The organism is Mesorhizobium sp. B264B1B (genome assembly GCF_020165765.1).
Lineage (GTDB): Bacteria > Pseudomonadota > Alphaproteobacteria > Rhizobiales > Rhizobiaceae > Mesorhizobium.
In genome coordinates this window covers 168,353-180,299 of record NZ_JAIUIS010000001.1, presented here as the reverse complement: position 1 = coordinate 180,299, position 11,947 = coordinate 168,353, and the positions used below count along the sequence as shown (strand labels likewise).

Here is an 11,947-nt window from a genome sequence, read left to right as displayed (position 1 = left end):
ACACGGCATTACGAAGATTTAATGTGCACTGCACAATGGATGGGCTGGCCACCATGATCGCGTGCAAAAGGCGGATCGCGAACCTGGACAACTCACCGCAGCATCGGCCAAAGCGTCGCGGCCAGCAACACGCCCATGGCGATGTTGAACCATTTCAGCCGCACTGGATCGGACAGGAAACCGCGCAGCGCCGTGCCGAATCCCGCCCACACTGAAACGCTCGGCAGGTTGACGATGGTGAAGGCCACCGAGATTAGCGCCACCGACAGGAACGGATGCTCCGGATTGGAGTAGACGGCCATGGCGGTGATCGCCATCACCCAGGCCTTGGCATTGACCCACTGGAACGCCGCCGCCTCGATGAAACGCATCGGCCGCGCCTTCGTCTCGCCTTTGCCGCTGAGCGAGCGTGACATGGCGATTTTCCAGGCAAGGTAGAGCAGATAGGCGGCGCCGGCGATCTTGAGCGCGGTGTGCAGCGCCGGGAACGCCGTCAGCACGGCGCCAAGACCAAGGCCGACCGCCAGCAGCAAGACAAGAAACCCGATGCTGATGCCGAACATATGCGGCACGCTCCTCACCAGGCCGAAATTCACACCTGAGGCGAGCAGCATCAGATTGTTAGGCCCGGGCGTGATCGAGGTCACGAAGGCGTAGACAAGCAAGGCGAGGAATGCGTCGAGCGACATGATATCCTCCCAGATAAGCCAGTATTATTGTCTCTTCCAACGACCGCACAAATGCCACCCTCGGCCGGTGGCCGATCCCGTCGTCACGCTGTGGAGAAACTTACCGGTGCTACATCCCCTGCGGGCCACGGTTCATCGCCGCCACGCCGGTGCGGCAGATCTCTACCAGGCCGAGCGGCTTCATGATGGCGATGAACTGGTCGAGCTTGGAGCCCTTGCCGGTGATCTCGAAGATGAAATGCTCGGTGTTGGCGTCGATGACGCTGGCGCGGAAGGCGTCAGCCAGCCGCAGCGCCTCGACGCGGGCTTCGCCGGTGCCGGCGACCTTGACCAGCGCCAGTTCCCGCTCCAGCGGCCGCTCCTGGCCGAACTCCTGCGAGCGCACGGTGAGGTCGACGACGCGGTGGACCGGCACGATGCGCTCGAGCTGGTGCTTGATCTGCTCCAGCACATGCGGCGTGCCGCGCGTCACGATGGTGATGCGCGACAGATGTTTCTCATGCTCGGTTTCCGAGACTGTCAGGCTCTCGATGTTGTAGCCGCGCCCGGAAAACAGGCCGATGACCCGGGCAAGCACGCCCGGCTCGTTGTCGACCAGCACGGAAAGCGTGTGGTTCTCGGGCTTTTCCGTTTCCTTGGCGATGAAATAGGCGGAGCCGGTCGGTTGTAGCTGTGCGTTCATGATGTGAATCTCGACTTCAAACTCTTGGATCTAATCTCTGTTTACGCACGGCTTCTCGCGACAGCCCTGCCTCTGTCCGCTGCTAAACCAGTTCCCTGCCCTTGGCGTCGATGGCGTTGGCCACCGCTTCGTCCGTCGCCTCGTCCGGCAAGAGCATCTCATTGTGCGCCTTGCCCGACGGGATCATCGGGAAGCAGTTGGCGAGCGTCGCCACGCGGCAGTCGAACAGCACCGGCTTCCTGACCGAGATCATCTCCTTGATGGCATCGTCCAGCTCGTCCGGCTTGTCGCAGCGAATACCGTGGCCGCCATAGGCTTCGGCCAGCTTGACGAAATCAGGCATGGCTTCGGTGTAGGAATGCGACAGCCGGTTGCCGTGCAACAGCTGCTGCCACTGCCGCACCATGCCCATATACTGGTTGTTGAGAATGAAGATTTTGATCGGCGCGTCGAACTGCACCGCGGCACTCATCTCTTGCATCGTCATCTGCACCGAAGCGTCGCCGGCGATATCGACGACCAGCGCGTTCGGATGCGCGATCTGCACGCCGAGTGCCGCCGGCAGGCCGTAACCCATCGTGCCGAGCCCCCCGGACGTCATCCAGCGGTTCGGCTTCTCGAAATGGTAGTGCTGCGCCGCCCACATCTGGTGCTGGCCGACCTCCGTCGTGATGTAGGTGTCCATGTCCTTGGTCAGGGCATAGAGCCGCTGGATGGCATATTGCGGCATGATCACGTCGTTGTTCATCTTGTAGGCGAGCGAATCGCGCGCACGCCATTTGGCGATCTGCTCCCACCAGGGATAGAGCGCCTTCTTGTCGGCCTTGGCGGTTGCCCGCCACAGCCGCACGAGATCCTCCAGAACCCGGCCGACATCGCCGATAATGGGCACGTCGGTGTGGACGTTCTTGTTGATCGAGGACGGATCGATGTCGATATGGATCTTCTTCGAGTTCGGCGAGAACGCGTTGAGGCGGCCGGTGATGCGGTCGTCGAAGCGCGCACCGATGCAGATCATCACGTCGCAATCATGCATGGCCATGTTGGCTTCGTAGGTGCCGTGCATGCCGAGCATGCCGAGCCAGTTCTTGCCCGATGCCGGATAGGCGCCGAGCCCCATCAACGTCGAGGTGATCGGGAAACCGGTGAGGTCGACCAGTTCGCGCAGCAGATGGCTCGCTTCCGGACCGGAGTTGATGACGCCGCCGCCGCTGTAGATGATCGGCTTCCTGGCACCGGCCAGCAGTTCGACCGCCGCCTTGACCTTCTCCAGGTCGCCCTGCACCTTCGGCTGATAGCTGGTGCGCGGCGCGGTTTGCGGAGAAACATAAAAACCCTTGGCGAACTGCACGTCCTTCGGGATGTCGACCACGACAGGACCGGGACGGCCGGTGGTGGCGACATGGAAGGCCTCATGAATGGTTGCGGCAAGCTCGTTGACGTCCTTCACCAGCCAATTGTGCTTGGTGCAGGGGCGCGTGATGCCGACCGTGTCGCACTCCTGGAAAGCGTCCGAACCGATCAGCGAGGTCGGCACCTGCCCGGTCAGGCACACCAGCGGGATCGAATCCATCAGCGCGTCCTGCAAAGGCGTCACCGCGTTGGTCGCGCCCGGACCCGATGTCACCAGCATGACGCCTGCCTTGCCGGTCGAGCGCGCATAGCCCTCGGCCGCGTGGCCGGCGCCCTGCTCGTGCCTCACCAGGATGTGCTCGACGTCGTCCTGCTGGAAGATCTCGTCATAGATCGGGAGAACCGCGCCGCCCGGATAACCGAAGACATGCTTGACGCCATTATCCTTCAGCGCCTGCACCACCATTTCGGCGCCAGTCATTTCGCGCCGCTCGCTCTGTCCGTTGCTCATCGGTTTGGTCCCGTACTGTCCGCCATCTGGCGATTTGCTGGTCGTTTAGTCGTGTTTCAGGCAATAAAAAAGGCCCCCGAGGGAGCCTGTGTGTTGCGCATGGGAGGTTTTCGCCCGGCGGTTACACCGCCTTGCCCACGCGCCTTCCTACGAGAATGAGTGCCTTTTTCATGGTGGCGAACCATAAGGGTGAAAGCAGCCGTTCGTCAATGGGGTCGATTCCGCTTTCATGCCGGCTTGCCCGGTGCATGGCACGAAGCACGCGCACGCCGTCATTTAGGCCCGGCTCGACGTCGGGTCGCTGGTCAAACCCTTGAAAACAAAGCGAACTATTTGGCGACGTGACGCGGCCCATGGTTTGCCGCGATACTGCCCGAGGCCGGACCCAAGCTCGGCAAAGGCAGCTCGCAACGAGGCCGATCAACAAAAACGCGGAGGAAACTGATGCTCGACAAGGCCCCGAACAGGAAGCTTTCCGACCTTCTCGAACGATTTGGCGCGGCCCTTGCCGCCGGCGACGTCGACAAGGCGGTCGAATGCTTCCAGGAAGATTGTTATTGGCGCGACCTCGTCACCTTCACCTGGAATATCAAGACCATGGAAGGCCGCGATCAGGTGCGTGACATGCTGGAAAGCCAGCTGTCGAAGACGAAGCCATCACATTTCGCCATCGCCAGGGGCGAGGACGCGACCGAGGCGAACGGGGTGATCGACGGCTGGATCAGCTTCGAGACGAATGTGGCGCGCGGCTTCGGCCATATCAGGTTGAAGGACGGCAAGATCTGGACGCTGCTGACCACAATGGTCGAGCTGAAAGGCTATGAAGAGCCGGCCGGCTTCGCCCGGCCGATGGGCGCCAAGCACGGCTCCGGCAAGAACCGCCCGACCTGGAAGGAAGAGCGCGAGAAGGAAGCGGCCGAGCTTGGCTTCAAGACGCAGCCCTATACGGTCATCATCGGCGGCGGCCAGGGCGGCATCGCGCTTGGCGCACGGCTCCGGCAGCTCGGCGTGCCGACGATCATCATCGAGAAGAATGAACGTGCCGGCGACAGCTGGCGCAAGCGCTACAAGTCGCTCTGCCTGCACGATCCGGTCTGGTATGACCATTTGCCCTACATCGATTTTCCCCGGAACTGGCCGGTTTTCTCGCCCAAGGACAAGATCGGCGACTGGCTGGAAATGTACACCAAGGTGATGGAGCTGAATTACTGGTCCTCAACCGAGGCCAAGAGCGCTTCCTACGACGAGGAGAAGAAGGAATGGACGGTTGTCGTCCACCGCGACGGCAAGGACATCACGCTGAAGCCGAAGCAGCTGGTGCTGGCCACCGGCATGTCCGGCCGTCCCAATCTGCCGAAGTTCAAGGGCATGGAGAATTTCAAGGGCGATCAGCACCACTCCTCCAAGCACCTCGGCCCCGACCAATATGCCGGCAAGAAGGTTGTCGTCATCGGCTCCAACAATTCCGCGCACGATATTTGCGCAGCACTGTGGGAAGCCGGCGTCGACGTCACCATGGTGCAGCGATCGACCACCCACATCGTCAGATCCGACACGCTGATGGATATCGGGCTTGGCGCGCTCTACTCGGAGCAGGCGGTGCAGAACGGTATGACCACCGCCAAGGCCGACCTCATCTTCGCCTCCCTGCCCTACAAGATCCTGCACGAGTTCCAGATTCCGCTTTATGAGAAGATGAAGGAGCGCGACGCGGCGTTCTACAAGGGCCTGGAAAAGGCGGGGTTCATGCTCGACTGGGGCGACGACGGCTCCGGCCTGTTCATGAAATATCTCAGGCGTGGCTCCGGCTACTACATCGATATCGGCGCTTCGCAGCTGATCATCGATGGCGCCATCAAGCTCAAGAGCGGCGTCGATGTGGCCGAGATCAAAGAACATTCCATCCTGCTCAGCGATGGCACCGAACTGCCGGCGGACGTCATCGTCTACGCCACCGGATACGGCTCGATGAATGGCTGGGCGGCGGAGCTGATCTCAAAGGAGGTTGCCGACAAGGTCGGCAAATGCTGGGGACTCGGCTCGAACACCACCAAGGATCCCGGCCCATGGGAAGGTGAGCAGCGCAACATGTGGAAGCCGACGCAGCAGGAGGCGCTCTGGTTCCATGGCGGTAACCTGCACCAGTCGCGCCATTATTCGCAGTTCCTGTCGCTGCAGTTGAAGGCCAGGCAGGAAGGCATTGCGACGCCCGTCTATGGGCTGCAGCAGGTTCACCACAAGGGATAAGCCAGATCGTGGCGAAAAACCGAGGGAGGCGCGGTTTTGGACCGCGCCTCCCTTTCCTGATCGGTGCGATCGGCTACGCCGCCTGGTCGGCCGCGAACCGCGCCACCACGCGTTCTAGCAACGGCACATAGTCGCGAAACGTGCGCGTCCTCATGTCGGCGACCTTGCCGCCCTCGTCCCAGATGCGGACGCGCACCGCCTCTTCGTGAAACGGGTTCTTGCGGAACCCGGCCACCTCGTCCGGGCTCATCGGCCCGCCCTGCAACGACAGCGTATGAACCGAAGCCGGCGACAGCTTGTCGAAATAGGTCGGGTCGGTGGCGCAGAGATAGCGCTTGGCCGAGACATGCAGCCTGACGCATTCGACGATGACCGGCGGGAAGAACGGCGCCAGCACCTCGCCGCCGGCCTCGTCATGGTGCTTGTCCTCGACGTCATCGGGCGAATAGGTACCGAACTCGCTGGTGTAGTGGCCGATATCGTGCAGCAGGGCTGCTGCCACCAGTTCTTCCGGCGCACCATCCTGCTCTGCGAGCCAGGCGCCCTGCAGCATATGCTCGGACATCGTCACCGGCTCGCCGAGATAGGATTCGGCTCCCCGGCGCTCGAAGATATCGGCGATGAATTCGACGATGTTGCCGGCGTTCAGATCATGTGCGTTCATTCCGCCGCCTCCTTGAAACCGTGCTCGATCGCCGCCAACGTCGACAGCAGGCCGTCCTTGTCGGCATAACAGCCCTGCAGCCAGCGTTTGCCGGTTCCCGAAAACGCCTTGCGCGCATGCATGACGCGGGTGTTGTCGACGATGAAGGCCTGCCCCGGCTCAAGCTTGAACGTTACTTCGAAAGCCGGATCCTCGATCAACTCCGCAAAGCGGCGATAGGCGGCGTAGTAGGCATCCATCTCGGCGAAAGGCACGTCGATGGTCGGCGCCAGCGAGCGGTTGTTGAAGCGGATGCAGATCAGTTCGCCGTCCGGCCCGAGTTCGATCATAGGCCGCTTCGCCTGCAGCCGCACGCCGGACGATCCGGCATATTCGAAACGGGCAGGATGCGAACTCAGGAGTCGGAAGCCTTCGGGATTCTCGGCCTGCAAGGCGGCCGCCACGGCGAACCCGTCGACCACGCTGGACTCACCACCCTCCACCGTGTTCTCGATACAGGACAGGATCTGCAGCGTCGGCACCGGGTCGCGATAAGGATTGTCGGTGTGCGCCTGGAGGCCGAGATTGGTGTAGGCCAGATTGTTCGGATTGACCTCGGCGCGCACTTCGAACCAGCGCCCGTAATTGGTCTCCCTAATGTAGCCGAACAGGTCGGAGACCTTGCACAGAGCGCCGGATTCGGCCGGCAGTCCGTCCATCACTGCAAAACCGTAGGCCCTCACCGCCAAGAGCCATTCCCGCAGCACACTGCGGCTGCGGCTTGCCTTCGGATAACCGGCGCGCGGCACCGAATTCTGCATCGTGGCCCTTGTCCAGCGCTGCACCGCGTCGGCGGTCCATCCGGACTGACGGGCCTCGGCGCGATCATAGGCATTGGCTCGAAGCCACGCCTCGGGAAAGCTGACCGTCTTCTTCTCGGGCACGAATCTGATCTCCACGGCATTGCCCTTGATCGAAGCGGCACCGATCCGCGTCTCGGCTGGAACATCGAGGATGGTGATCAGTCGCTGGCCGTTGCCGGCGCTGCGTGTCTTGTCGTCGAGTGCGTTGTCGCGAAGCCACATGGCGTGGAATCGGCAGCGTGTCCCGTCCTTCCAGCCCAGCTCGATCATTCTTCCTGCGTCGCCTATCAGCGCATCGGTCAACATGGAGATGTTCCTGTCCGTTGCGCCCCGCAGTCCGCTCAGCGGGGCCTCGATTGCATGTTGACCGAGCGAAAGGTATAATTGAAATTATCATTTTTCGGTCAATGGCTGCAAAACCATAATGCCTGCGAGAACCATCCCCACCTTGCCCCCACTCGACTGGCTGCGCAGCTTCGAGGCAGCGGCGCGGCTTTCGAATTTTACGGCGGCGGCCGCCGAGCTCGGCCTGACCCAGGCGGCCGTCAGTCAGCATATCCGGTTGCTTGAGGAGCGGCTGAAGACGCGTCTGTTCTCACGGCTGGCGCGGGGCGTCGCACTGTTGCCGGAGGGTGCCGCCTACTTGCCCCACATCCAATCAGCCTTCGCCACCATCGGCAGCAGCACGGCGGAACTGTTCGAGCCCCGCGCCGTCGAGACCGTTACCTTGCGGGCGCCGATCTCCTTCTCTTTGCTGGTGCTCGTTCCGAAGCTGCCCGACCTTGCCAAGGCGCTGCCGCGCATCCACCTCCACCTGGTGACGATCCATCGCCCGACCGACTATGACCTGCCGGGTTCAGCGCTGGACATCCGTTTCGGCAACGGATCCTTTCCCGGACGCATAGCCGACAGGCTGACCGCCGAGCGGCTTGTGCCGGTGGCCGCCCCGGCCTTGGCCGGTGCCGCCGACTGGATATCCCTGCCGCTGCTCCTGGTCGCTGGTGCGCGCGAGATGTGGGCGGAATGGTTCGCCGCGGCGGGATTGGCCGGTCACCCCAGGCGCTCGCATCGCTTCGACAGCTTCGTGGCTGCGATGGAGGCTGCGCGAGCCGGCGCGGGCGTGCTTCTGGGCTCGCGGCCGCTGATTGACGCGGCACTCGAAAGCAAGGCCCTGGCCAGGCTTTCCGATTTCGAGCTCCCGAGCACATCGGGGCATTTTCTGACCAAGGCACCGATCGCGCGACTGACCGGTGCCGAGCAGGATTTCCGCCAATGGCTGCTGTCGCGCCTCGGCGAGCCATCTCCGACATGACGTTCACCGGCCGATGCGCTTCCAGTAGATGAGCGTGCCGGTCAGCCCGCCATGGGGCTTCAATGCATAGTCCGGTATTTCCCCGGTCAGCGTGAAGCCCAGCCTCTCATAGAGCCCGGACGCCCCCTCTTCGGTCGCCGTATCCAGAACCAGAAGCGTGCGGCCCCTCTCCACCGCAAGGGCCTCGGCCGCTTGCATCAGGCGGGTCGCCACGCCTTTGCCTCGACGATCGAGGCGCGTCATCAGCTTGGCGATCTCGGCCCGGTGCGGCTGGTTGGGCGGACAGTCGAGCAGCAGCGTGACCGTGCCGACCAGCGTGTCTGCCTCCCACGCGCCAAGCACCACCCGCTCACCTCTTGCGGCCGCCGTCAGCGACGTGTCCCAGAACCTGCGGGCGGTTTCCGGCGCCAGCGGATGCATGAAGCTCACCGACCCGCCCGCGGCAACCGTTTCGACCAGAAGATCGCCAAGCAACGCCTGTGTCCGCGCGTCCTGCGTCAACATTCTGATCTCGATGGAATGCATGCTCGTTCTGCCTGGCTGAGATGGAAGGATCGATACGGTCGAACTGGCGTCAATCGAAAGCGCTGAATCGCTTTCCCTTGCGCGCCGCCTTGATCGCGGCGATGCGTTCGGTGTCCTCTTCCTGAAGGTGGCGTCCGCGTTCGAGGAGTTCGAGCGTGTATTCCTCATAGGTAAGTCCCAGCCGTTCCGCCTTGTCCACGCGCATCAGCATGACGTCGCGGCTCGGTGCTTTCAACGCCTTGGCATGCGCGGCCTGCCAGGCCAGGAAAATATAAGGATCGCCCTTGCCCCATGGCGGCCCCTTGTAGTCGTCGAGCGGCGGTCCCCCATTGTGGGAGCGCTTTGGACGTCTCGGCATGATGTCAGGCCCTGACCAGCGCGACGAGATAGTCGGCGCCCGCCTCGAGCGCATGGAAGGTGCAGTCCGACGGCGCGCCGAGCGCCAGACAGTCGCCGGGCTCGAGCCTGTGCACCAGATCGCCCTCGATGAATTCCAGCCGTCCGGAGATCAGCCATATCTGCTGTTTGATGAAGGCGTAGGACGCCGCGGGCAAACTGACCTTGGCGCCCGCCGGCAGATGAACCCTGATCAGTTCGAGCGGCATGTCGCCGGCCGGCGAAAGATGCCGCCTGACATAGCCGGTATCGGGATCGCGCCAGACGGGCTGGTCGCTCGCCCGCAGCAAGCCGCCACCCTGCAATTCCGCGCGTGCGATAAGGGTCGACAGCGTCATGCCGAAGGCGGCGGCGATCCGCACCAGGAGCGCTGCCGTCGGGCTGGTCATGCCACGCTCGATCGTGCTCAGCATGGCTTTGGAGACGCCGGAGCGCTCGGCGAGTTCGGCCAGGGACCAGTCCCGTATCGTCCTCTCGGCGTGTATCCGCCTGCCGATTGTCGAGGAGATGTCGTTCGCTATATCATCCATTCGTCTATTATAGCGAAAACTGATAACTGGAAAAGAGCCTTGTCGCGACAATTTTCGCCGGCTTCTTAATCCTCCCTACACCATCCGGCCACACTCGACCTTAACCCCGTTCCTGTAGGCTTCGACGTGAGGGAAAATGGGGATTGGCCTGTCCATGTATGTCGAACGCGAAGCCTCGGTCGGAGAACCGACATCGCAGGAGCGCCGCAACGCCGAACAGAACGACAGGCGCATCCTGGGCAATGTCGTGCAATGCGACGGCGCCCGCGCCACCATCAGCGCCTTTGCGGACGACGTCGACGGCGCGGTGACCGGCCTGTGGACGGTCGGCAAGATGATCTCGGTCAATCTCGGCACGACACGCACCGTCGGCCTGGTCTATGCGATCGGCAAGTCGGATCGCGCCTGGAACAGCGAAGGCCAGAACGCCATCGAGGTCAGCATCGAGCTGATCGGCGAAGTGCGCGACGGCGCCGAACCCGGCTCCAAGCCGATCTTCGACCGCGGCATCACCACCTATCCCCATATAGGCGCCATCGCGCACCGCATCCGCAGCCGTGACCTGCAGGCCGTCTACGATCTGGCCGGGCGTCATTCGATCACCATCGGCTCGCTGTCGCAGGACGAGGCGATCGCCGCCAACATCGCCATCGACGACACGCTGGCGCGCCACTTTGCCATTGTCGGCACCACCGGCGTCGGCAAGTCCACCGCCGTCTCGCTGCTGCTGCGCAAATCGATCGCGGCGCGGCCGGATCTGCGCATCCTGATCCTCGATCCGCACAATGAATTCGCCGCGTCGCTGCCCGAATATTGCGTCAAGGTCGATTCCAAGACGCTCGACCTTCCGTTCTGGATGTTCCGGCTCGAGGAATTCGCCGAAGTTCTATTTCGCGGCCGCGAGACCGTGCCCGACGAGATCGATGCGCTGCGCGACCTCATTCCGCTCGCCAAAAACCTCTATCGCAACCCCAATTCCGGTGCCTATCTCAGGCGCGGCAGCGATGCGCTGACCGCCGATACGCCAGTGCCCTACCGCATTGCCGATCTGCTCAAGCAGATTGACGAGCGCATGGGCATGCTCGAAAGCAAGAACGAGCGCCCGACGCTCAAATCGCTGAAGACGCGCATCGAATCGGCGGCAGCCGATCCGCGCTACCGTTTCATGTTCAACTCGCGCCTGATCGAGGACACCATCCACGAGACGATCGGCAACATCTTCCGCGTGCCGCATAACGGCCGCCCTGTGACCTGTTTCGAAATGGCCGGCATGCCGTCCGAAGTGGTCAATTCCGTCTGTTCGGTGCTGGCGCGCCTGGCGTTCGACCTTGCACTGTGGAGCGAGGGCAAGCTGCAGCTCCTATTGCTGTGCGAAGAAGCGCATCGCTACATGCCGGCCGATGCGCGCCTCGGCTTCGCGCCGACAAGGCACGCGCTGTCGCGCATTGCCAAGGAAGGCCGCAAGTATGGCTGCTATCTCGGCGTCGTCACACAGCGCCCGGGCGAACTCGACCCGACCATCCTGTCGCAGTGCTCGACCTTCTTCGCCATGCGGCTCGCCAATGAGCACGACCAGGCGATCATCCGCTCGGCCATCGCCGACTCGTCCGCCTCCACGCTTGCTTTCCTGTCGTCCATGGGCCAGCGCGAAGCGATCGCCTTCGGCGAAGGCGTGGCCACGACGATGCGGCTGAAGTTCGAGAGACTGCCGGCTGAACTGATCCCCGGCACGGCCAAGCGCGAACAAGCCATGTCGTCGAAAACCGGCGACGATGTCGATCTGGTGACGATCGTGGAACGGCTTCGCAACGTTCCAAAGCCGCAGCAGCAGGCGATGGCCTTTGCCGAAGTGGTCGATTCTGGCCGCCAGGCCGGCGATCCCGACTACCGCAAGCCGCCGGCCGCACGCGTGCAATCGGACGATGATTTCGACATGCGCTACGGCCTAAAGCCCGCCACCTTCGGCATGCGCCCCCAGAACGATTGAGCCTGCAAGCTCTCTGACGACCGGCCGGGAAGCCGCACACAAGCTTCCAAGGGCTTCACATCATCGAACCAGCTTGGTCAAATCCCGAAAGGGAATTCATCAGGCCGGATTGAATGGCGTGGTTTCGAGAAGCCGGAGCGGAGCGGACATTCAGTCCGTGAGCACCGGAAGTCGAAAAAGCCGCGTCAGGCAACCGGCCTCGTGAATTC

General features: G+C 62.7%; 11 protein-coding genes. 3 read left to right on the top strand and 8 right to left on the bottom strand.

The annotated features are described in order from the left end of the window. Window positions 1–92: 92 nt before the first annotated feature. The 3 genes from LB547_RS00810 to LB547_RS00800 all read right to left on the bottom strand — a co-directional run bounded on the left by LB547_RS00810 (window position 93) and on the right by LB547_RS00800 (window position 3,235). Entirely contained in the window at window positions 93–689 is a 597-nt protein-coding gene (locus LB547_RS00810) for a LysE family translocator (protein ID WP_140516483.1), read from the bottom strand. Between the two features lie 109 nt (window positions 690–798). Beyond that, window positions 799–1,371 (bottom strand): acetolactate synthase small subunit, encoded by a 573-nt coding sequence (ilvN, locus tag LB547_RS00805; protein ID WP_023676680.1) that lies wholly within the window; start codon window positions 1,369–1,371, stop codon window positions 799–801. Between the two features lie 82 nt (window positions 1,372–1,453). Continuing rightward, window positions 1,454–3,235: an acetolactate synthase 3 large subunit gene (locus tag LB547_RS00800; protein WP_140664654.1), complete on the bottom strand. Its 1,782-nt coding sequence runs from the start codon at window positions 3,233–3,235 to the stop codon at window positions 1,454–1,456. A 444-nt stretch (window positions 3,236–3,679) separates the two neighbouring features. Between LB547_RS00800 and LB547_RS00795 the strand changes: the two genes are divergently transcribed. Beyond that, window positions 3,680–5,482, top strand: coding sequence for an NAD(P)/FAD-dependent oxidoreductase (locus tag LB547_RS00795; protein WP_140761137.1), 1,803 nt, complete (start codon window positions 3,680–3,682; stop codon window positions 5,480–5,482). A 73-nt stretch (window positions 5,483–5,555) separates the two neighbouring features. Here LB547_RS00795 and LB547_RS00790 read toward each other — a convergent pair whose 3' ends face one another. Both LB547_RS00790 and LB547_RS00785 read right to left on the bottom strand, forming a co-directional pair. After that, the gene (locus LB547_RS00790; RefSeq protein ID WP_140495362.1) at window positions 5,556–6,146 is read right to left on the bottom strand and encodes an HD domain-containing protein; all 591 of its coding nucleotides are present in this window, start codon (window positions 6,144–6,146) and stop codon (window positions 5,556–5,558) included. Then, complete coding sequence (locus LB547_RS00785) at window positions 6,143–7,294, bottom strand: gamma-butyrobetaine dioxygenase (protein ID WP_140761139.1); 1,152 nt, start codon at window positions 7,292–7,294, stop codon at window positions 6,143–6,145. The genes LB547_RS00790 and LB547_RS00785 overlap by 4 nt, the downstream gene beginning before the upstream one ends. Before the next feature lie 118 nt (window positions 7,295–7,412). Between LB547_RS00785 and LB547_RS00780 the strand changes: the two genes are divergently transcribed. After that, entirely contained in the window at window positions 7,413–8,300 is an 888-nt protein-coding gene (locus LB547_RS00780; protein ID WP_140495358.1) for a LysR family transcriptional regulator, read from the top strand. Window positions 8,301–8,303: 3 nt separating this feature from the next. Here the strand turns inward: LB547_RS00780 and LB547_RS00775 are convergent, their stop codons facing one another. The 3 genes from LB547_RS00775 to LB547_RS00765 are packed head-to-tail and all read right to left on the bottom strand — an operon-like array spanning window position 8,304 to window position 9,751. Next, the gene (locus tag LB547_RS00775; protein ID WP_140495357.1) at window positions 8,304–8,825 is read right to left on the bottom strand and encodes a GNAT family N-acetyltransferase; all 522 of its coding nucleotides are present in this window, start codon (window positions 8,823–8,825) and stop codon (window positions 8,304–8,306) included. Between the two features lie 49 nt (window positions 8,826–8,874). Continuing rightward, the gene (locus LB547_RS00770; RefSeq protein ID WP_140495355.1) at window positions 8,875–9,183 is read right to left on the bottom strand and encodes a hypothetical protein; all 309 of its coding nucleotides are present in this window, start codon (window positions 9,181–9,183) and stop codon (window positions 8,875–8,877) included. A 4-nt stretch (window positions 9,184–9,187) separates the two neighbouring features. Then, complete coding sequence (locus tag LB547_RS00765; RefSeq protein ID WP_140495353.1) at window positions 9,188–9,751, bottom strand: helix-turn-helix domain-containing protein; 564 nt, start codon at window positions 9,749–9,751, stop codon at window positions 9,188–9,190. Between the two features lie 154 nt (window positions 9,752–9,905). On the opposite strand from LB547_RS00765, the gene LB547_RS00760 reads away from it, so the two are divergent. Continuing rightward, window positions 9,906–11,738, top strand: coding sequence for an ATP-binding protein (locus LB547_RS00760; RefSeq protein ID WP_140495864.1), 1,833 nt, complete (start codon window positions 9,906–9,908; stop codon window positions 11,736–11,738). The last annotated feature ends 209 nt before the right edge of the window (window positions 11,739–11,947 follow it).